The following is a 23,911-nucleotide window of genomic DNA, read 5'->3' as shown; positions in this document are numbered from 1 at the left end:
ACTACAAAGTGCTAATTACATAATTCAATTAGCTTATTCATAGTCCTATAATTTCTAGTAGTTGCTAGAACCTTCAATTTACGTTCAATTAAATTATTATTCAATTTGGCTTTTCCATACCCCAATGCACATTTCAAATAAACACGGGTATCCACTATTGAACATTCTTCATTCTTAAATGTTTCTGTGTTAAATTTCACAAGTAATTCATTGGCCGGAATTTTATTAAGAAGTACAAAATATACCTTATTTGCTTCAATATCTTCTTGCGAAATAAATGGATTTTGGTTTATTATTTCATTAAGATCATCAACGGTTTTAATAATTACTGGCACCTCAAACCCAAAGTACTTTTCAATTTCATTCGATAGCAAATCTTCTAATTCTTCTGTTTGGACAAGTGAGCTTTTGAATACAATATTGCCACTTTGAATATAGGTTTTAACATCTTGCAACTTCAATCTTTCACATAAGATCCTAAGTTCAACCATAGGAACCTTTCTTTTTCCACTAACATTTATACCTCTTAAGAATGCGATATAAGTATTCATTATGATCCTAGGTTAGTATTCAAAGCTTCCACAACGCCTTTTGCAGCAATATAACCACCTGTCCATGCATTTTGAAAATTGAAGCCTCCAGTAATCGCATCAATATTTATAATTTCACCCGCAAAATAAAGGCTTGGCGAAATTTTACTCTGATAGGTCTTAAAATTTATTTCTTTCAAATCAACACCTCCTGCAGTTACGAATTCCTCCTTAAATGTACTTTTACCATTCACTTGAAAAACACCTGCTGTTAATTGTTCTGCCAATGACAGTAATTGTTGCTTAGAAACTTCTGGCCAAGTGGTAGTATCTTCTATATTCGAAGCTTTAACCAAATTTGCCCAAAGCCTTTTGGGAATATCCAATACCTTGGTTCGAAGAACAGTCTTTTTTTCAACTTGCTTTACTTTCAAAAACAATTCTAAAAGTCCGGTTTTGTGATATTCAGGCACCCAATTCACCTGAATTTTAAATTGATAATTATATTGTTCCAAAACTCTAGCGCCCCATGCAGAAAGTTTCAATATTGCAGGACCACTCATGCCCCAATGTGTAATTAACAAAGGGCCCTCTGAGGTAAGACTAGTAGTATCTAATTTTAGTTTTGAAGATTTTTGATTATATTTTTTCTTAGGAACAACCACAACTTCAGCATGGGTTGCCAAGCCAGGTATTCCCGAAATACGTTCATCTTTAATATTAAAAGTAAAAAGTGAAGGTACGGGGGGTACAATGGTATGACCTAAATCTTGAATATACTTCCAGATTTTTGGATTGCTTCCCGTTGCTAACAGTAACTTTTTAGCTAAAAGTAAATTCTCACCCACTTTAACGTTCCATACTGTATCACCGTCATGCTCAATTTGCTCTATTCCGCTAACGGGACAAAGTGTCTTTATCTGTATCCCTAAACGTTCAGCTTCAGATATAAAACAGTCAATAATAGTTTGTGAAGAATTACTGACAGGAAACATTCTACCATCCTCTTCAATTTTTAATGAAACACCTCGTTCTTCAAAAAAACCTACTGTATCTCCACTAGCATAGGTATGAAACGGACCTAAAAGCTCTTTTTCGCCCCTAGGATAGTTCTTACTTAATTCATTAGGGTCGAATTCGGCGTGGGTTACGTTACAACGACCACCACCAGACACTTTTACCTTGGTAAGCACTTCTTTACCTCTTTCTAAAATAGCAATTTTGGTGTTCGGCCTAGCCTCTGCAATATGAATCGCCGCATAAAAACCTGCCGCACCACCACCAATTACTAAAACATCATACATTAGTTGACCCGTTCTGGAAAATTAGTAATGATACCGTCAACACCAATTTTTTTCATTGCTTCAATATCTTCAGGCTCATTTACTGTCCAAGTATAAATTTTAAATCCGGCATCACGTATTTCATTGGCTGCCGCCGAACTTAACTCCCCAAAATATGGGTTTATAGCAACTGCATTCAATTCCTTAGCTATCGGAATGGCATCGACGGGATTTTTCCCGATTAAAATCGCTATTGCCACATTTGGGTTTATCCTTCTCATTTCTTTTAATTCATCCCAATTAAAACTGGAAATGATAAAATTATCTGGCGACCAATTTTTATTATTTATGTAATAGTCCATTATAAAATTGACCCTATCTGCAGTGCCGGCACCTTTTAACTCTATATTCAAAGCTACCTTATTATCAATAACTTTTAATACATCTTGCAACATTGGTATTTGATGACCTCCATCTACTATTAGCTTTTTCAACTCAAAAATATTGTATCCTTCAATACTTCCAGGACCATTGGTAAGTCTATCGACAGTATCATCATGAAATACTACAATTTCTCCACTTTTAATTTTAAATACATCAATTTCAATCATGTCGACGCCTAAATCCATCGCTTTTTGAATTGATGGTAAAGTGTTCTCAGTTTCATGCCCCATGGCACCTCTATGACCAATAACTAATGGTTTTTTCATATTGCAGGATAATAAGGAGAGACAAATAAATAATAGTGTGATTCTACTAAACATGTATTAAGATTTTAATTCAAAAATAAAGGATTCTAACGGATTTAATTGAATTGATATATGACCTTCGCCATTATCTATTCTCAATGAATTTGAATGACCGTATAGCACATCCTTCAAAATATACGAACCTTCTTTTAATTGCCAATTGTCAATTAAATCGACAGGCAGCTTTAAGTCGAAAGAAAAATGGTCGTTACTGTCAAAATTCGAAACAATTATCAATTTTTGATTCTCTGACCATCGAACAAATGATAATACTCTATGATTATAATTCTCTGTAATTTCTTTATTGTAAAAATGAATTTCACGATAGGCACCCATTAAAGCTTCACTACCCACTGTAAAAGTTAAAAGCCTTTTATAAAAATCGCGCAATGATGATTCTTCTGGCTTTAATTGCCCCCCATCAAATTTCTTGTTATTTACCCATCGCTGATGATGTGGAACCCCTACATAATCAAATATAGATGTTCGCGAAGCACTACCAAAACCCGGATTCTCTGCTGCTGGCTCACCTACTTCTTGTCCAAAATAAATCATTGTAGGCGATGTGCTTATCGTAGCAGAAACTACCATGGCAGGTTTTCCTATTTCAGGGTTACCTACGAATTCTGGACTAGCAATTCGCTGTTCATCATGGTTCTCTAAAAAGTGAAGCATATTATGTTCAATATCTTGCAATCCATTTTGCACCACTGGCAAATGGTCTGACCAGCCGTAGCCTTTCATAATATGCTTTAGTCCGTCATAGAAATCTACCTTGTCATATAAATAATCCATTTTACCCTTATGGATGTATGTTCTATACAAATCTGGATTGTAAACCTCGGCCATAATAAAGGCATCAGGATTCTTCATTTTAATCGAAGAATTCATAAAACTCCAAAATTCGACCGGCACCATTTCGGCCATGTCATACCTGAATCCGTCTACTCCCAATTTCAACCAATACAGTGCTATATCTCTAAATTTTCTCCAAGAGCTTGGTACCACTCTCTTTTTCCAGTAATTATAATGTTCTTTATAATCGCGTTCACCAAAGTCATTGGGTAGCATGTCAAAATCTAATCCACCATCTGGTCTAACTCCATAATTAATACGAACAGTCTCATACCAATCATTCATATCGGGCTGTGGACTACGAGACCCATTACCTGTCCATTTTGCTGGAATTTCGACCAATTTGGCATTAGATAAATTAGGTGTATCGCCCCCAAGTGGAACATATCCATTTCGCCATACAGGAGTTTGAAATTCAGTACCAGGGATATAATAAAAATTATTATCTTTTTGATATTCTACCGATGTATCATCACCAAAACCAAAATCAGAAATCCCTTTTGGGTTGGTCTTACTTTCGTACCGTCTTGCAACATGATTAGGAACAATATCAATTATAACCTTCATACCAGCTTTGTGGGTACGTTCAATTAGTGATTTGAACTCATTTAACCTTTTAGCAGGATTTTTTGCTAAATCTGGGTTAACATTGTAATAATCTTTAACTGCATAAGGAGATCCTGCCCTACCTTTTACCACATCTGGGTCGTCATTAGAAATATCATACGCCGTATAATCGTTTATAACAGCATGATGCGGAATGCCAGTATACCAGATATGTGTTACACCTAAATCTTTTATTGCAGTAAGTGCCTTTTTTGTAAAATCGGAAAACTTACCAACTCCGTTTTCCTCAATAGTACCCCAAGGTTTATTATTGGTATTGGTATTTCCAAAAAGTCTAGTGAATACATGATAAATAACTATTTTCTTATTCATTCGCCTATTTTGGTATTCTAATATTTACTTCGGATAAAATTATCATGACTATACGGTAACCAACTCATCTGGAAATAGTGCTACTTTTTCACCATTAACCCGAATGGAAACTTCTTTAGAACCTGACAATTCAAATGATGTTGATTCGGAAGTTACCTTTACTTTTATAATTCGGTTACGGAAATTTACTTTAAATGAATAAGCTTTCCATTGGTTCGGTATCTGAGGTTTAAAAGAAAGTTTATCGTCGATAACTCGCATACCACCAAAACCTTCGACAATACTCATCCATGTACCAGCCATTGACGTAATATGCAAGCCTTCTTCAACTTCCTTATTATAGTCATCTAAATCTAACCTAGATGTTCTTAAATAGAAATTATAAGCTTGATCCATTCTTCCCAGTTTTGCTGCCTGAATACTATGTACACATGGTGATAATGAGGATTCATGAACGGTAAACGGTTCGTAAAAATCAAAATGCTTTTCCAAATCTTCTAATGAAAAATCTTCTTCGAAAAAGTAAAAACCCTGTAAAACATCGGCCTGTTTTATATATGGTGATCTTAGAATTCTATCCCAACTCCATTTTTGATTTATAGGTCTATCAGTTTTTGGCAAATCTTTCACCTTCACCAAATCTTTATCTAAAAAGCCGTCTTGTTGTAAAAACACCCCAATCTCTTTTGAATATGGAAAATACATGTGATCGGCAACCTTCTTCCATTTTTCACATTCCCTATCCGTTAATTTGGTCTTACCTATAATTCTATGATAATCATCTGGATAGCCGCTTTTCACCTTATCCAATTGTATCAACGTATAATTAATGCACCATTTGGCTAAGTAATTCGTGTACCAATTATTATTTACATTATTTTCATATTCATTTGGACCCGTGACACCCAGCATCACGTACTTATTCTTGTCTTTTGAAAAGTTAACTCGTTGGTGCCAAAACCTAGCGATGCCTATCAATACCTCTAATCCCATTTCGGGTATGTAACTGTAATCGCCCGTATATCTATAGTAGTTATGTATCGCGAAAGCAATGGCACCGTTTCTATGAATTTCTTCAAAAGTAATTTCCCACTCATTATGACATTCTTCACCATTCATTGTCACCATAGGGTATAATGCTGCACCATTAGAAAACCCAAGTTTTGTAGCATTTGCTATGGCTTTTTCTAAATGATTGTATCGATATTTCAATAATTTCCTAGCTACTTTATCATCTTTGGTAGCCATGTAAAAAGGAATACAATATGCTTCGGTATCCCAATAAGTACTACCTCCATATTTTTCTCCTGTAAATCCTTTTGGCCCAATATTTAATCTCGAATCTGTACCTAAGTAGGTTTGGTTCAATTGAAAAATATTGAATCGGATACCTTGTTGCGCCTTTACATCACCTTCAATGACTATATCACTCATTTCCCAAATTGAAGCCCAAGCTTCTTTTTGTTTTTGTAATAGACCATCAAATCCTAATGAAGAAGCTTTATCCAAAGTATCATTGGCTACACTTACCAATTCTTTTGCATCATGATTTCTTGTTACGGTATAACCTCCAAATTTGGTTAACGTCAAGTTTTCACCTGCTTTTGCAATTTGCTCAAATTTTAATGAAACATATTTCTCAGACTTTTCACCTTGCGAAGCAGACACTTCTTTACCATTATTATTAAGAGATGCCTGCATAAATGTACAGGTCTCAAAATTTGTCTTCATGGTATGCGCTTTTATAAAAGCACGATTTTCAGAAGTATCGATATTGGTTGTATTCCAGAATTTATCGTCCCAATTACTGTCTTCATTAGTAATACCGCTATCTAAATAGGGTTCGAAAACAATTTTAGCATCAGTCTTTAGAACTTTTACTGAATATGAAATAGCACCTACTTCATCAATATCTAAACTCAAAAAACGTTTAACGTTTACGTCTATTTCTACATTATTAGAAGTAACTGCCTGAAAGGTTCTGGTATAAATACCTTCTTTCATATTCAGTTCTCTTTTGAAGTCAGACACTTTTTTACACGTCGCTAAATCTAGCTCGGCATCATTTATATATATTTTAATGCCAATCCAGTTCGGAGCATTCAATACTTTTGCAAAATATTCTGGATAGCCATTTTTCCACCAACCGACGCGGGTTTTATCAGGATAGTAAACACCAGCGATATAACTACCTTGAAAAGTTTCATCAGAATAACTTTCTTCAAAATTAGCTCTCTGACCCATTGCGCCATTACCAATACTAAAGATACTTTCAGATGATTTTACATTTTCTTTATCAAAACCTTCCTCAATGATGCACCACCTATCCGCTTTTATATAATCTTGATTCATTATTTACTGTTGAAATTAACTGAACTATGAATAAATAGCCAGATTTATTTTTTATAATTTTTATTTAAAATCGATGCCAAAAAACTATCACTTATCTCTGTAAAATCTTTGAAATTATAATCGGCCTCATTAAGAATATTTGAGTCTCCAATTCCAATACTTGTCATTTTCGCACTATTAGCAGCCTGTATTCCTGCAACGGCATCCTCAAAAACAACACAAGAACTAGCGGCTACCCCTAAATTATTAGCCGCAATCAAAAACACCTCAGGATCAGGTTTTGCCTTAGTCACACTATTGCCATCTACGATACTGTCAAAATAGGACACCAAATTAACCTTCTCTAGAATTGGTTTAGCATTCTTACTTGCAGAACCCAACGCAATAGGAATATTCTCTTTCTTTAAATAGTCAAGCACCCTTGGCACATCGGGCAATATTTCACTTGCATTCATATCCTCAATATAGTTCAAATAGTCTACATTTTTCTCCACCATCCAAGTATCGAACTGCGCTTGAGTAGCTTTCACCTTCCCTATATCTAATAAAATCTCCAAGCACCTTTTTCTACTCACCCCTTTAAATAGTTCGTTTTGTTCTTTAGAAAATTCAAACCCTAATTCATTGGCTAATTTCTTCCAGGCCAGATAATGATACTTTGCCGTATCTACGATTACCCCATCTAAATCAAAAATAAATCCTACTTTTCCCATAATCACAAAAGTATTAATTGATTGTAGAACCTCGTTTAATTAATGTTGCATTTATTATTTCTGTTCTAAAAGGCTCATCAACTTCCTCAACCGACTCCATCCGATCAATAAGTAATTGAGCTGCTTGTTCACCCATTTTTTCACCATGTTGAGCAACCGTACTTAATCTTGGTACCGAAAACCTTGACAATATTCCATCAGTAAAACCAATAACCGAAATATCATTTGGTACATTAAAACCTAATTCTTGTATAATACTGAGACACTGAATGCCAAAAATTTCATTGACACATAACACTGCATCTATCTTATTATTTTGAAAAAACGCTGTTATAGCCCTATCATTTTCCATATCATGAGGTAAGATCAAAATCAAATTTTCATCACCCTTTATATCATGGTTTTTTAAAGCCTCTTCATAACCTTTACGCCTATTTTCACTAACATTGAAATGTTTTTCCGTGGTTACTAAGGCGATATTCTTTGATCCTGCTTTAATAAAATGCTCAACGGCTTCACGTGCTATTTCCTTGTCATTCAAAATAACCTTGTCACATTCTATCTCAGAGGCTACACGATCAAAAAGAACAATAGGAATACCTTGATCCAGTAATTCCTTTAAATGCGTAAAGTCATTTTTCAATTGAGTTTCTGCACTTAAGGAGAGTATAAAGCCGTCTATACTGCCATTTGCTAACATCTCCATATTGACAACTTCCTTCTCCATAGATTCGTCTGAAATACAAACGATAACATTATAACCTTTTTCATTCGCATATTTTTCTATACCCCTAAAAACGGTAGTAAAAAAATGATGTACAATATCTGGAATGATTACCCCAATATTCTTTGATCTCTTATTTTTTAGACTGAGCGCTATATTATTGGGACGATAATTATAGAACTTGGCGAATGCCTTTATTTTATCTTTTGTGTCTTTACTTATTTCTTTACTATTCTTTAAAGCCTTGGAAACCGTTGAAATGGACACATCCAATTCCCTAGCAATATCTTTTAATTTGATTTTTCGTTTCAATGGATAGGGTTTTAAAATTTTAAGATAAGAACTTAAAATTTTCTAAAAGCTTAAGACCTAATTAAGTTCACAATAATCCTGTTAAGATACACAAAAGTATTTTTCATATATTTGATGTTGCTTATATATTCTCAGTAATGTAGGTTTAAATTTACCGATATTATAAATCTGAGTATTTACATTCACTATACTCGTAAAAAACAAAAGTTATTAACACGAAACCGTTTTCGTAATATTTTAACTTTCACTATATTCTAATCCACTCGTCATTTTACATATTTTTAACAATTGAAATCAAATTAACTCAACTTAAATTAACAATTTATGAAGATTACATTCCTAAAAAGCTTGTTAGTGCTAAGTACATTTTTGTGCTTTGGACTTTCTCAGGCACAAGAAGTATCTGGAACTGTTTCAGATGCAAGTGGACCTTTACCAGGAGCTAGTGTTCTTGAGAAAGGCACGACTAACGGTACGCAAACCGATTTTGACGGTAATTATACTTTGACCGCTGAAGATGGTGCAATACTTATCGTAAGCTATATCGGTTATAAAACACAAGAGGTAGCTATTAACGGAAGAAGCACTATCAACTTTACTTTGGACGAAGATGCTGAAGCTCTTGATGAAGTTGTAATCATCGGTTACGGTACTACTACTGTAAAAGATGCTACTGGATCTGTTTCTTCCGTTTCATCGGAAGACTTTAACGGTGGTATTATTTCATCTCCAGAACAACTAATACAAGGTAAAACTGCCGGTGTTCAAATATCACAAGGTAGTGGTGAGCCAGGTGCAGGAATCACTTTAAGAATTAGAGGTGCAGGCTCTGTCCGAGGTAATAACAGTCCATTATTCGTTATTGATGGTGTTCCAGTTTCCAATGAAAGTGTTTCTGCATCAGGTGGTGATTTAGGTGCTGGTAGTAGTGGCGCTAAAAATCCATTAAACTTTTTGAACCCTAATGATATTGAAAGCATGAGTGTTCTTAAAGATGCTTCCGCAACTGCAATATACGGTTCTAGAGGTGCGAACGGTGTAGTAGTAATAACAACCAAATCTGGAAAAGGTGGAGGAACTCAAGGTCAATGGGGTTTCTCAAGCAATTTAAACATTGCTACGGTAGCGAACAAATACGACCTTTTATCTACTGATGAGTTTGTAGAAAGAGGTGGTGGTAATCTTGGAGGATCTACGGACTGGCAAGAATATCTTTTTAGAACTACTGCATCTACCGATAATAACCTTTCCTATTCACAAAACTACGGTTCTGGAAATATTAGGGCTACACTTGGTTATTCCAAACAATTTGGTGTTATTGAAAATACAGATTTAGAGCGTCTTACAGGTAGAGTAAATTTAACTCAACGTTTTTTTGATAATAAGTTAACATTGAATGCACAAGGAACTGTATCTAGAATTAATGATAGAGCACCGTTTATTAGTAGAACTTCAGGTAGTACTGGAGATTTATTGGCAGCTACCTATTACTCTAACCCTACCCTAGCTGCTAATCCTAATATTGGGGCTGATCCAGATAGAAACCCTGCAAATCTTTTAGCATTTTATGACGATAATACAGGTACAGACAGGTTTCTTGGAAGTGTATCTCTAAACTATGATTTTACTGACGAACTTTCAGCCAAAGTGAATTTTGGTCTTGACACCTCAGAATCTACAAGAGGTCAAGTAGTAAGCCCAAACATTCTTGGGTTTACCAATGGTGCTGTTGGTAATGGACTTGGAATCGTTAGTAACCTAAACACAGAGAGCAAATTAATGGAACTAACAATAAACTATAATAAAGAATTTGAAAGTTCTAAATTTGATGCGCTTGTTGGTTATTCTTTCCAAGATTTTAATAGAAACGGTCAAAACCTATTGGGTCAAGGGTACAGTACATCAGACATGAATCAAATAGTCTCAAGTACTCAACAAGCTTATCAAGACACTCGTAATCTTGCAAGTAATTATCAAGGTTATGGCATCGGTACATTTAACGATCTTCCTGGGGACGGTAATCAATATCGAATTTTGGGATTATCACCGAATATAAATTCAACTACAAGTAGTAGTTTGCCTGGCATTCCAATTAATGCGTTCTCAGTTGATACTTTTGATTTTACTGATGAATTACAGTCTTTCTTTGGAAGATTAAATTACACCCTAAATAATAAATATTTATTTACTGGTACGGTAAGAGCAGATGGTTCTTCTAAATTTGGTGGAAACAATAAGTATGGTATTTTCCCTTCAGCAGCTTTTGCCTGGAAATTAAATGAAGAAGACTTTATTAATGAAGAAACTTTTTCTACCCTTAAATTAAGAGTAAGTTGGGGTATTACAGGTAATCAAGACGGACTTGGATATGGAGCCTATTTAAATAGAACAAGATGGGATGCTTTGGAAATAGGAAGCAATTCACAATTATCATCACCAGCGACGAAAGAAGTTGCATTTGCAAACCCTGATCTTAAGTGGGAATCAACAACACAATATGGTTTGGGTTTTGATTTTGGATTCAACAATGACCGTTTGACTGCTACTATTGATTTGTATAGAAAAGAGACAAATGATATTCTATTAAATTTACCAGCGGTACAGCCAGCAACTTCACCTTTTGTTTTTCAAAATATTGATGGTACTATCATAAATCAAGGTGTAGAATTAGGACTGGATTATGACCTAGTTGCCTCTGAAGATTTTAATTGGAATACCAATTTCAATATTTCTTACAACCAAAATGAGCTAACAGATTACAATGGCCCTAACATTCAGGCAGGTAACTTATATGGCCAAGGTCTTACAGGTACTACTTCACAAGTTTTAACTGATGGAAAACCTTTATATACCTATGAATTACGTGAAGTAGACGAAAATTTTCAAGTTGATACAGACCCAACTATTCAGGACAAGTCTGCTTTACCTAAAATTGTATCTGGTTTATCAACTAGTTTAAATTATAAAAACTGGGATGCATCTTTATTCTTTTCAGGTCAATTTGGGTTTTACGTTTATAACAACACGGCAAATGCACTATTTGCTGCACCACAAATTGGAAGTAGAAATAATTTAAGAAGTGTTCTAGACGATAATATAACTTTATCCGCAACCAATCCAAGTACGTTCTTTTTAGAAAAAGGAGACTTTGTTAGACTTCAAACTGCATCCATTGGATACAATGTACCTTTAAGTGGAGATGGCATGTTTAAAAGTATGCGCTTGAGTGCTGTTGGTCAGAATTTATTTTTGCTAACAGGATATAGTGGTTTAGATCCTGAAGTTAGTACTACGGATATACCAGATAATGGTTTTCCGTCTGCTTCCATAGATTATCTTTCATATCCAAGACCAGTTACTTTTAGTTTAGGATTTAACGTTACATTTTAAAAATAAAAAAATAGGATTATGAAAAAAATAGTAAATTATTTATGTTTCGCACTCCCAATAGCGCTGGCTTTTTCTTGTACAGACTTAGAGATAGAGCCTACAGATTCATTAATATCAGAAGGTTTTGCAGGAGTTGCAAACGTGCAAGGTGAAGTTGCAAATATTTCCAATATTATAACTGCGGGTAATTTAGGAAACCAAGATGGTCTATACGCCTTAAACGAAGTTACTACTGATGAATATGTAGTAGCTACAAGGGGAACGGATTGGGGAGACAATGGTAGATGGTTAGCAATGCATCAACATTCTTGGAATGCAGATTTACAAGATATACGATTATCTTGGCAGGCTCTTAATAGCATTACAATAAATGCTACACGTGTAATCGACCCAGGAAGTGTTACTACTGCCGGAGGAGATGTTACAGAACTAAAAGCAGAAGCACGTTTCTATAGAGCTTGGGCAATGAGTTGGATTCTAGATATGTGGAGACAGGTACCTTACAGAGATGTTAATGCACCAAATAGTGAAATTCCAACCGTATTGACAGGGCAAGTTGCCATTGACAGTATTGTAGCAGATCTTACAATTGCATTAAGAGATCTTCCAGAAGTAACTGCGGGTAGTGGAATTGAATTAAAGCAAACACCTACTAAGGCTGCTGCCAACCATTTAATGGCGAAATTACACTTGAATAAGCATGTTTACCTAGGGACTGCACCTGATAATGCAGACATGCAGATTGTTGTTGATGCCGTTGATGCAATTGAGGCAGATGGTTACACATTGGCAGCCTCTGGTGATTTCTTTGATATTTTTAGACCTAGTAATGACGTAGAGACAATATGGTGGTCACCAGCAGCTACGGGCCCAAGAATTTGGAACACTTTGCATTATAATTTAAACTTTCCGGGATCCAACGACGGTGGTGGCTGGAATGGTTTTGCTACCCTATCTGAATTCTATCAATTATTTGAAGGTGATCCAGACACCAATTACGTAGGTGATGGCCAAGAAGAACGTAGAGGTTGGGTTCCAGATGCAGAAACTGCAAATGCGGACAATCTTGGAATAGGTTATGGTTTCTTAATCGGACAACAGTACGAACAAGACGGCACTCCGTTAACGGCAAGAGCTGGAGTAGGTAGTGTACCTTTGGTATTTACCAAAGAAGTAACTAAAGCAGAATATACATCTCCTGCCGATAACGCAGTGTTAGAAACTGATGGAACAAGAATGTTAAAGTATCATCCTAATGAAGAAGGTGGTGACCAAAGAGCACATACCGTTCGCTATAGATTTGCAGATGACTATCTAATGAAAGCAGAAGCAATGTTTAGAATGGGTACCGATGTCACAGGTATGATTAATGCCTTAAGAGTAATAAGAGGAGCTTCTGTTTTAGGCTCTGTGGCTGAATCTGATCTTCTAGCAGAACGCGGAAGAGAAATGTATGCAGAATTAACAAGAAGACAAGATTTGATTAGATTTGATCAATATTTAAGAGCATGGAATCTTAAAGATGCAACAGAAGCAAGATCAATAATCTTTCCTATTCCTTTTGCAGATGTATTAGCTAATCCTAATATTGTTCAAAATCCAGGATACTAAACAATAAATTAAGTTTAAGTTTAAAAAGGCCTCCAATTAGTGGAGGCCTTTTTGTTTTTATGATGTAGATTAAAAAAATACAAATCTTAGTAGATTTTAGCTATGGTAAAGACAAGTGTATGGTATTATATATTCGTTATAAGTGAATAGTTAATTCTGAATAAATGTGTATCGAAAAGAATAACTATTATACTTCAGTTGACTAACTAATGTGAATTCACCTTCTACAACACACAACTATACCTAATTGATGTTCCATAAACCGAATTATTAAGAAACAACAATACAAACATGCCTTGAAAGCAATAATCTAAAAATTGACCCTACAACTCTTTTAAGGTTGATAATAATAGAAATAAAACACCCCTAAATTATTTAAGATAACTTAGGGGTGTTTAATTGTTTAATAGGTCAACTTATTTAGTAGAACCAACAATCATAAATGATTAGAAAAACTACTACTTAGCAAAATAGACATAAATTCCTATTACTATACAGCAAATGGCTATACCAACCTGATTTACATATTTATAAGGTGTAATGGAAACTTGTTTCGTATACTCCAAAACAAAGGGTTCTTTACGTGGTTTAATTGCTCCAATAATTAGCATTATAATAATATTGGTGGCAAATAAAATAGCCATAATGTGTAAATAATGTGGATATGCTTCTGCTTCAATCAACTTAAGCATACTAGGGTCTGTAATACCAGAAGCATTTGCATCTGCCAAAGCCTCATCAACGAACTTATTCTTAAGCCAAAACTGACTAATTATATATAATACTGAACCAGAAAGGATACCGATTTTCGCAGCAATTGCAGGAACCCTTTTCGTCAAGTATCCAACTACTATAATTGTAAAAATAGGAATACTGTATATTCCATTTATTTCTTGCAAGTAATTGAATAAACTACCTGCATTTGCAATTAATGGTGCTATAAACATTGCTGCCAACGCTAAACATATCCCAAAAATCTTCCCATACTTTACTACCGTTGTTTCTGATGCATTTTTATTGATATGCTCCTTGTATATATCAATACCAAATAGGGTAACAGAACTATTCAACACACTGTTAAATGAACTTAATATAGCACCAAACAATACCGCTGCGAAAAAACCAACCAATGGTTTAGGTAATACGGCACGTACTAACTCTGGGTAGGCTAAATCACTTGTTTCTAGGTTACCATCAAAATAATGATACGCTATCATACCAGGTAAAACCAATATTAACGGACCCAATATTTTTAAGAATGACGCTAGTAATAAACCCTTCTGACCTTCTGCTAAATTTTTAGCTCCCAAAGCCCTTTGAATAATCTGTTGATTAGTACCCCAATAAAACAATTGAACTAACATCATACCTGTAAATATGGTGCTAAAAGGAACCTCTTGACCGGCATTTCCTGTAGAATCAAATCGTTCAGGATTAGTATTAATTAAAGTTTCAAGTCCCGTAAATACGCTACCATCACCAATTGCCATTAATCCAAAAATTGGAATAAGTAACCCACCAATCAATAAACCTATCGCGTTTATAGAATCAGAAACCGCTACTGCTTTCAACCCACCAAATACGGCATAAATGGAACCTATTATTCCAATTCCCCAAATACAAATAACCAATGCCGTGCTATCCGATACACCTAAAAGAGTCGGTACGTCAAACATTCCGCTAATCGCTACTGAACCTGAATACAATATAACAGGAAGTAAAACCACCACATAACCAGTCAGAAATAATCCGGAAGTAAGCGTTTTAGTAGCTACATCAAATCGTTTGGCTAAAAACTGAGGTACCGTGGTAAGTCCTCCTTTTAAATATCTTGGCAATAAGAATATTGCAGTTACAACTATTGCTATTGCAGCTAAGGTTTCCCAAGCCATAACAGATAATCCGTCTGTATATGCACTTCCATTAAGACCTACAATTTGTTCAGTTGATAAATTGGTAAGTAATAATGATCCTGCGATTACACCAGCCGTTAAACTTCTTCCACCTAGAAAATAACCATCGGAAGTTTGCTCATTTGTACTTCTTGTTGCAAAATATGAAATCACCGCTACTAAAATCGTAAAGCCTAAAAAAGATAAAATCCCTATCATATGGTTGGTTGTTTGTTACTTAGTCAAGCCTAAATATATTGGATTATTTTCATTACTTCTAAATTCAAGCTATGAAAAAGCAATTATTCATATTTTTCAACATCATCTATAACGATTTCGATAAATATTAACACCGACTTTTGCAAATTAAACCTAGCAAATAGTAGGTATTTGGCTATCTTGCAATCTAATTTTTTAGATACTATTTTACGAGTGATTCATTCAATTTTAGTAGTTTATAAAAAATTTGAGAAACAAAAGTAGAGTGCTTATTAAATCCTAATAAACGAATTACGTTTAAAGGATTATTGCTCAAAATTTTCCTTTTATTAATGTGCTATTTCCAAATTCTGTATCATACCGAATTGTTATTACAAAAATATTTAAGAATGAAATCGATTTTACTTAAGCTTGTCTGTATTAGCTTACTTTTTCCACTTTTTTACTCCTGCAACTCTAAAGAAGATTCTAACAAATTAGTTGAAAAGTCGGAACCAACACTATTCACACTTTTACCTTCAGAAGAAACTGGCATTTCCTTTATAAACAAAGTTCAAAACTCAAAGGAATTCAACATTTTTAAATATAGAAACTTTTATAACGGCGGTGGCGTTGCAATTGGCGACATCAACAATGACGGACTTTCTGATGTTTTTCTTACCGGAAACATGGAGCCAAACAAACTTTACATCAATAAGGGAGATTTAAAATTTGAAGATGTTTCTGAAACTGCTGGGATTGCAGGTAACAAACCATGGTCTACTGGTGTAGTCATGGCTGATATCAATAATGACGGTTTACTTGACATTTACGTCAGTAATGCCGGAAATATGGAAGGCAACAATCATGATAATGACCTTTTTATCAATAATGGAGATAACACATTTACTGAAAGGGCACATGAATATAATTTAGCAGAAACAGGTTTTTCTACACATGCTTCTTTCTTTGATTACGACAAGGATGGTGATTTAGACGCCTATATTTTAAATAATAGTAATATACCCGTAAGTAGCCTTGGCTATGCAGAGCAACGAGATGTGAGGGCGCAGGATTGGGAAGGCGTACCTAAAATCTTTAGAGGCGTTGGTGACATGCTATTAAGAAATGATAATGGAAAATTTGTAGATGTAAGTGAAAAAGCAGGTATTTATGGTAGTCTAATTGGTTTTGGACTAGGTGTTATGGTAATTGATATCAATAATGATTTATATCCTGACATATACGTTTCAAATGATTTTTACGAAAGAGATTATTTATATATCAACAACCAAGACGGCACTTTTAGCGAGGAGGTTCAAAAATGGACCAATCACCTTAGCCTATCGGCTATGGGCGTTGACATGGCTGATATTAATAACGACGGCCTAACTGACATATTCATTACCGATATGCTGCCCGAACCTGACCAACGTGTAAAATCGGTCATGGAATTCGAAGGATACAATGTATTCAAATTAAAGCAAAGCAAAGGCTTTCACCAGCAGTACATTCAAAATACATTGCAGCTAAATAATGGCAATGGTTCATTTTCTGAAATTGCCTACTATAGCGGTGTTGAAGCAACGGATTGGAGCTGGTCCGGCTTATTGTTCGATATGGATAATGATGGTCTAAAAGATATATACATCACTAACGGTATTAATCATGATTTAACCGATTTGGATTTTGTCGATTTCTTTGCCAATGAGATAATTCAGAAAATGGCATTAACAGGAAGAAAAGAATCTATAGATTCAATCATCAACAAAATGCCAGTAACACCTTTACCTAATTATGCTTATCGAAACAATGGCGACATCACTTTTAGCAATCACAACAAACAGTGGGGTTTTGAAATTCCAAGTCGTTCTAATGGTTCTGCATATGGAGATTTAGATAATGACGGCGATTTAGATTTGGTAGTAAACAATGTAAACATGGAGACCTTTGTTTATAGAAATAATTCAGAGACTGAGACTAGCAATAATTATATTAAATTAAAATTTGAAGGCTCTGATGGCAATAGATTTGGAATCGGTACCGTAGCACGTTTATATTACCCTAACAATATCATTGATCAAACGTTAATGCCTTCAAGAGGTTTTCAATCTTCGGTAGATTACCCAATGACAATTGGTCTTGGCACAACAAAAACATTAGATTCTATTAGAATTATATGGCCTAATGACGCCACCGAAAAGCTGACGAATGTAAAAGCGAATCAATCCATAACATTTGTTCAAAATGAAGCTAAAGAAATCTTTAAAAGTAAAAAAGAAATTAAACCTACCCTTTTAAATCAAATAGAAAATAACACCTTATTAACCCATAAGGAAAACAACTATATGGATTTTGACAATGAAGGATTAATTTCAAGGTCATTGGCAGAAGAAGGCCCAGGTTTAACGGTGGGCGATGTAAATGGTGATGGTAACGATGATATTTTTATAGGTGGTGGTAAAGACCAATCAGGTGCTCTGTATTTGCATTATGGTAATGGTTCCCTATCTAAACCAATTGTAAAATATTTCGATATGGAAGCATCACTTGAAGATACCGCAGCATCTTTTTTCGATTCGGACAATGATGGGGATTTAGATCTTATGGTGGGCACCGGAGGTAATGAACTAGGCATGCAAGGTACTTATGGTATTCGTCTTTATATAAATGACGGCAAAGGAAATTTCACATTAAATACCGATAAATTACCAACAACCAATAAGAATGTTGCGGTTATTGCCCCTTCAGATTTTGACGGCGACGGTGATATAGATGTATTTATAGGCTCAAGAAGTGTTGTCGGTACCTATGGTATAAATCCTGACCACTTATTTTTACTTAATAATGGGGATGGTACTTTCTCAGACGTTACAGAACGTTCTGCTTATGACTTAAAAGATGCCGGCATGATTACTGACGCCAAATGGCTAGACATGGATGGTGATGGCAAAAAAGATTTGGTAACCGTTTCTGATTGGGGAAGTCCAAAAATCTATAAAAACTCTGGCAGAAGACTAAGTGATTCTCAAAGTTCTCTTGATAGTCTTAATGGTTGGTGGGGAGCCATTGAAGGATATGATTTAGATAATGACGGCGATCAAGATTTAATATTAGGTAACATGGGCAGCAATCTTCATTACAAACCTGAACCAGGTAAACCAATGAAGATGTGGGTAAATGATTTTGATAACGATGGTACTATTGAACAGATTACCACACAAAATTATAATGGTGGAGATTATCCTTTACATCAAAAAAAGGAGTTGACTTCTCAAATGTTGGCATTGAAGAAAAAAAACTTAAAGGCTTCCGATTATGCAAAAAGAACTATTCACGAGCTATTTCCTAAAAATGTCTTAGACAACACAATACTGAAACAAGCAAATATTTCAGAGTCTGTAATTGCTATAAATGATGGCAATGGTAATTTTACAATTAAAATATTACCTCCTCAGGTTCAATTCTCTTGTATTTGTGGTATTCAATGTTTAGATGTCAACAGAGATGGAAATTTAGACTTAGTAATGGCCGGTAACAATTTCGAGTTTAAACCACAATACTCACGATTAGATGCCAATTATGGGAATGTTCTACTTGGCGATGGTAAACTAGGGTTTGAATGGCAAAACTATTCAGATAGTGGTTTCTTTATACGAAACGAAGTAAAGCATATAGAGATAATAAAGGATAAGAAAGGAAATCAATTTATCATTACAGCAATCAATAATGAAACTCCAAAACTTTATCGATTAAATGAAAAATAACTTACTTTTTCTATGTTTACTGGTCTTTGCAATTGGTTGTAAACAAAATTCAGGTGAGCTTTTTATAAAACACTCCCCTAGCGACACTGGCATAACCTTTGAAAACAAACTGACCGAATCTAAAGATCTTAGCATTTTAGACTATCTCTATTTTTATAATGGTGGTGGGGTAGCTATTGGTGATATAAATAATGACAGTCTACCAGATATTTACTTTTCAGGAAATCAAGTAAAGAACAAACTATACCTCAACAAAGGAAACTTACAGTTTGAAGATATTACTGCTAAAGCTGGTGTCGAAGGAAATAGTTCCTGGAATACAGGAGCAATCATGGGTGATGTAAACGGAGATGGTCTTTTAGATATTTATGTTTGTGCCGTGGTAGGTCTTAATGGGTTTAATGGCCACAACGAGCTTTTTATAAATCAAGGTGATGCAACCTTTAAAGAGAGTGCCTCAGATTATGGACTTGATTTTGAATCATATAGTTCATCAGCTGCTTTCTTAGATTATGACTTAGATGGTGATCTTGATATTTACTTATTAAATCATGCCGTACATACGCAAGATTCTTATGGTAACGCAACCATTCGCCTTAAAAGAAACTACGAAACCGGAGATAAATTACTCAGGAATGATAATGGCAAATTTATTGATGTAAGCGAAGAAGCTGGTATTTACGGGGGAATAAACGGATATGGTTTAGGTATAGCTGTTTCAGATTTTAACCAAGATGGATATCCAGATTTATATATCGGTAATGATTTTCATGAAGATGATTATTATTATTTAAATAATGGAGACGGAACTTTTAAAGAAAGTCTAAAAGAATATTTCGGACATACTTCAAGGTTTTCAATGGGCAGTGATGTTGCAGATATAAATCATGATGGCTTGCCTGATTTAATATCCTTAGATATGTTAGCACAAGATGAAATCGTCTTAAAAACTTCTGAAGGTGATGATGATGTTCAAATTCAAAAACTAAAAACACAAACCCTTGGTTACCATAATCAGTATACTAGAAATATGCTTTTTATAAATCAACCAAATGGCATGTTTTTAGAATCTGCTTTATTAAGTGGTGTAGCAGCCACAGATTGGAGCTGGAGTGCATTATTCGGTGATTATAACCAAGATGGCGAGCAAGATCTTTATATCAGTAATGGTATTCCGAAACGGCCTAACGATCTTGATTATATCAATTATATTTCAAACGAAAATATAAAGCAAAAAATAAACAGTACTAATCTTGTAGACCAAAAGGCACTGACACTGATGCCAACAGGTTTTGTAGGCAATAAAATTTTCAAAGGCACTAAGAATCTTAAATTTATCGATGAATCTAAATCTTGGATTGCTCAAGATACTATTATCTCTGGCGCAACAGCTTACGGAGATTTAGACAATGATGGAGATTTAGATTTAGTGACCAACAATCTTTTTAGTCCAGCTATCATACAAGAGAATACCACCGATAGCAATCGCAACTGGTTAAAAATTAAACTGGACTTTAAAAAGGAAAATAAATTCGGAATCGGCACCAAAGTTTTTTCCTTTGCAAATGGCATACAACAGTTCAAAGAGATGTATACTGTACGTGGTTTTCAAGCTTCTTCAGAGCCTATAATACATTTTGGTTATGATGACCTTAAAACAGTTGATTCTCTAAAAATTATTTGGCCAGATAAAAGTTTTCAGATAATCAAAAACATACCCACCAACCAAACACTTTTTCTAAAACCAAAGCAAGTAAAGCCGTTTGATTATAGTAGCTTACGCCCGACACTAAAAGTGCTTTTTGAAAAAGACTCGAATAATCTTGGGATAAACTACACGCATATTGAAGATGCTTATAGCGATTATTTGCGTCAAAAGTTAATACCATATCAAATGTCGGACAGAGGCCCAGCCGTAAGCGTTGGTGACTTAAATGAAGATGGCAAAGAAGATATATTCTTTGGTGGCTCAAAGTATATTCCTTCTAAGATATACATTCAGGGTGATTCTACTTTTCAATTAAAAATATATCCTGAAATTCAGAACGATAGCATTAAGGAAGATATCGCTTCGCTTATTGGAGATTTTAATTCTGACGGGAAGAATGATTTGATAATAGGTACTGGTGGCGCTGATTTTTTTAATGAAATGAAACCGTTGACAGATTCCTATTACTCTGCAAGTGATAAATCATTTATTAGAAAAGATTTTCCACAGTTTTATGAAAATGCATCTGTCCTACTAAAATTAGATTATGACCATGATAATGATTTAGATGTATTGATTTGCAATCAATCTATAAGTGCAGATTATGGTAATAAACCAAATAGTTATTTATTAGAAAATAAAAACGGTGAATTTACGGTGGCTAATAATCCTTTTGAAAAAGTGGGAATGATTACCGATGCGCTAGTTACAGATTTCAATAATGATGGCTGGGAAGACATACTTGTTGTTGGCGAATGGATGTCACCACGATTTTTTCAAAATAATAAAGGCATTTTTACTGAAATACACCCATTAGCAGATGAAAACGCAAATGGATTGTGGCAAGCGGTTACCAGTTTTGATATTGATGGTGATGGTGATCAAGATTATTTGTTAGGCAACTGGGGGCTGAATACAAAATTCACAGCATCAAGCCAGCACCCTATGAAAATGTACTACGGTGACCTTGATAAAAATGGAGCAACAGAGACTATTGTTAGTACATATAAAAATGGCAAAAACTATCCTGTCGATGGACTAAGAGAATTATCTAGCCAATTGGTCTCTCTCCGTAAAAAATTCACTAATTACACTTCATTTGCCGGTAAATCGATGGAAGAAATTTTAGGTGAAGACCTACTACCAAATGCTGAAATTCTAGAAATACACACCTTAAGTTCGGGATTCTTACGAAATGATGATGGTAAATTCTACTTTGTACCTTTTAATTTCGATTTACAATTAGCTCCTATAATGGCCTTTTTAGAATATGATTTTAATGGTGATGATAAAACTGAAATTTTGGCGACAGGAAACTATTTCGGAGTAAAACCATACCACGGACGTTTTGATTCTTTTCCCGGTGCTTTGATAAATGATGTCAACAACATTACCTTAGCTAATCGAATTGGTCTTGACCTCATGGGCAAATCCATTAGAAACACGAATATTATTCATTCAAACAATCAAAATTACTTATTGCTCACATTTAATAATGAAGCAGCACAAGTATATAAAATATTAAAACAATAGAGTATGAAAAGGTATATTACGATACTAATGGTTACACTTTTTCTTAGTAGCTGTACTAAGAAAGAAGAACCTATAACCATATCACCACAAGATTTGCACAATTCTATAGATAAGATAATAGATATTATGATTCATGATATTTTTTCACCCCCCGTAGCTAGTAGAATATTTGCTTATCCGAATATTGCTGCGTATGAAATTATAGCTCAAGTAAATCCTGATTATCAATCATTATCGGGTCAAATTACAGATTTGAAACCCATTCCAAAAATGGATACTATTTCAGGAATAAATCCGCAATTATCGGCTTTAATTGCACATATGAATATCAGCCGCCAATTAATTTTCTCAGAAGATAAATTTGATGTGTTGCAAGACAGCCTTTTTAATCAATGGAGAAATGTAAATGAGACTGAATTTGAAGCTTCTAAAGCTTACGGATTAAAAGTAGCAGACCATATTAAAGATTGGATGAACAAGGATAATTATAGTCAAACTCGTACCATGCCTAAATTTACGGTAAATACGGATGAAGCCTCGAGATGGCAACCTACTCCACCTGCTTACATGGATGGTATTGAACCACACTGGAGTAAAATACGTCCTTTTGTATTAGATTCTGCATCACAATTTAAACCCGTACCTCCACCAGCATTTTCGATGGAAAAAGATTCAGACTTTTATAAAGAATTGATAGAAGTTTATGACATCAGTAATAAAATCACTGAAAACGGTGATGAATCTGAAGAAGTAGCGATTGCAAAATTTTGGGATTGTAACCCGTATGTATCGGTTACAAGGGGCCACTTAATGTTTGCTACCAAAAAAATAACTCCTGGTGCGCATTGGATAGGTATTACCAAAATAGCTAGTATAAGCACCAACAGTAATTTTGACGATACGGTTTTCGCTTACACTAAAACTTCATTGGCCATTGCAGATGCTTTCATAAGTTGTTGGGAAGAAAAATATAGAAGTAATTTAATTAGACCCGAAACTTTAATTAATCAACATATTGATGAAAACTGGAAGCCTATTCTACAAACACCGCCATTTCCTGAATACACAAGTGGCCATAGCGTAGTATCAGGTGCTGCCGCTACTGCGCTTACCAGTATCTTTGGTGAAGATTTCAATTTTTTAGATGATACCGAAACACCATACGGACTACCAATTAGAAAGTATACTTCTTTTAATGAAGCTGCAGATGAAGCAGCTATTAGCAGAATGTACGGTGGTATTCATTACAGATCTGCTGTTGAAGTTGGTGTTAGCCAAGGCAGACAAATAGGAGCGCTATTGGACTCTAAAATTAAAATGAAGAAAAACTCGAATATCGCACAGAATTAAATAAA

13 protein-coding genes are annotated in these 23,911 nt (G+C 34.7%); 5 read left to right on the top strand and 8 right to left on the bottom strand.

Annotated elements, in window-relative coordinates; translation table 11 throughout:
• Nucleotides 1–11: 11 nt before the first annotated feature.
• From AAC084_RS03105 to AAC084_RS03075, 7 genes are read right to left on the bottom strand one after another with little or no spacing between them, the layout of a single operon-like run.
• Nucleotides 12–551, bottom strand: coding sequence for a DUF1697 domain-containing protein (locus tag AAC084_RS03105; protein ID WP_339836751.1), 540 nt, complete (start codon nucleotides 549–551; stop codon nucleotides 12–14).
• Entirely contained in the window at nucleotides 551–1,834 is a 1,284-nt protein-coding gene (locus AAC084_RS03100) for an NAD(P)/FAD-dependent oxidoreductase (RefSeq protein ID WP_339836748.1), read from the bottom strand. The genes AAC084_RS03105 and AAC084_RS03100 overlap by 1 nt, the downstream gene beginning before the upstream one ends.
• A complete protein-coding gene (locus tag AAC084_RS03095) occupies nucleotides 1,834–2,523 on the bottom strand; it encodes a glycerophosphodiester phosphodiesterase family protein (RefSeq protein ID WP_339836746.1) in 690 nt (229 codons plus the stop codon). Before AAC084_RS03095 ends, AAC084_RS03100 begins: the two co-directional genes overlap by 1 nt.
• A 57-nt stretch (nucleotides 2,524–2,580) precedes the next feature.
• Complete coding sequence (locus AAC084_RS03090) at nucleotides 2,581–4,356, bottom strand: alpha-amylase family glycosyl hydrolase (RefSeq protein ID WP_339836744.1); 1,776 nt, start codon at nucleotides 4,354–4,356, stop codon at nucleotides 2,581–2,583.
• A 48-nt stretch (nucleotides 4,357–4,404) separates the two neighbouring features.
• Nucleotides 4,405–6,708: a glycoside hydrolase family 65 protein gene (locus AAC084_RS03085; RefSeq protein ID WP_339836742.1), complete on the bottom strand. Its 2,304-nt coding sequence runs from the start codon at nucleotides 6,706–6,708 to the stop codon at nucleotides 4,405–4,407.
• 44 nt (nucleotides 6,709–6,752) lie between these two features.
• A complete protein-coding gene (gene pgmB / locus AAC084_RS03080) occupies nucleotides 6,753–7,421 on the bottom strand; it encodes a beta-phosphoglucomutase (protein ID WP_339836739.1) in 669 nt (222 codons plus the stop codon).
• 13 nt (nucleotides 7,422–7,434) lie between these two features.
• Complete coding sequence (locus AAC084_RS03075; RefSeq protein WP_339836736.1) at nucleotides 7,435–8,457, bottom strand: LacI family DNA-binding transcriptional regulator; 1,023 nt, start codon at nucleotides 8,455–8,457, stop codon at nucleotides 7,435–7,437.
• A gap of 324 nt (nucleotides 8,458–8,781) precedes the next feature.
• Between AAC084_RS03075 and AAC084_RS03070 the strand changes: the two genes are divergently transcribed.
• Entirely contained in the window at nucleotides 8,782–11,847 is a 3,066-nt protein-coding gene (locus AAC084_RS03070) for a SusC/RagA family TonB-linked outer membrane protein (RefSeq protein ID WP_339836733.1), read from the top strand.
• A gap of 18 nt (nucleotides 11,848–11,865) precedes the next feature.
• On the top strand, nucleotides 11,866–13,458 hold the full coding sequence (locus AAC084_RS03065; protein WP_339836729.1) for a RagB/SusD family nutrient uptake outer membrane protein: 1,593 nt from the start codon (nucleotides 11,866–11,868) through the stop codon (nucleotides 13,456–13,458).
• A 458-nt stretch (nucleotides 13,459–13,916) separates the two neighbouring features.
• Here AAC084_RS03065 and AAC084_RS03060 read toward each other — a convergent pair whose 3' ends face one another.
• Nucleotides 13,917–15,569, bottom strand: coding sequence for a solute:sodium symporter family transporter (locus AAC084_RS03060; protein ID WP_339836726.1), 1,653 nt, complete (start codon nucleotides 15,567–15,569; stop codon nucleotides 13,917–13,919).
• A gap of 389 nt (nucleotides 15,570–15,958) precedes the next feature.
• Between AAC084_RS03060 and AAC084_RS03055 the strand changes: the two genes are divergently transcribed.
• Genes AAC084_RS03055 through AAC084_RS03045 form a run of 3 tightly spaced genes read left to right on the top strand, consistent with a single transcriptional unit; the run spans nucleotide 15,959 to nucleotide 23,906 of the window.
• Entirely contained in the window at nucleotides 15,959–19,315 is a 3,357-nt protein-coding gene (locus AAC084_RS03055; protein WP_339836723.1) for a VCBS repeat-containing protein, read from the top strand.
• Complete coding sequence (locus AAC084_RS03050; protein WP_339836720.1) at nucleotides 19,305–22,556, top strand: VCBS repeat-containing protein; 3,252 nt, start codon at nucleotides 19,305–19,307, stop codon at nucleotides 22,554–22,556. The genes AAC084_RS03055 and AAC084_RS03050 overlap by 11 nt, the downstream gene beginning before the upstream one ends.
• 3 nt (nucleotides 22,557–22,559) lie before the next feature.
• Nucleotides 22,560–23,906 (top strand): vanadium-dependent haloperoxidase, encoded by a 1,347-nt coding sequence (locus AAC084_RS03045; RefSeq protein WP_339836717.1) that lies wholly within the window; start codon nucleotides 22,560–22,562, stop codon nucleotides 23,904–23,906.
• Nucleotides 23,907–23,911: the final 5 nt, after the last annotated feature.

It is taken from the genome of uncultured Maribacter sp. (assembly GCF_963977385.1).
Classification (GTDB): domain Bacteria; phylum Bacteroidota; class Bacteroidia; order Flavobacteriales; family Flavobacteriaceae; genus Maribacter.
This window is presented reverse-complemented; position numbering and strand designations above follow the sequence as displayed.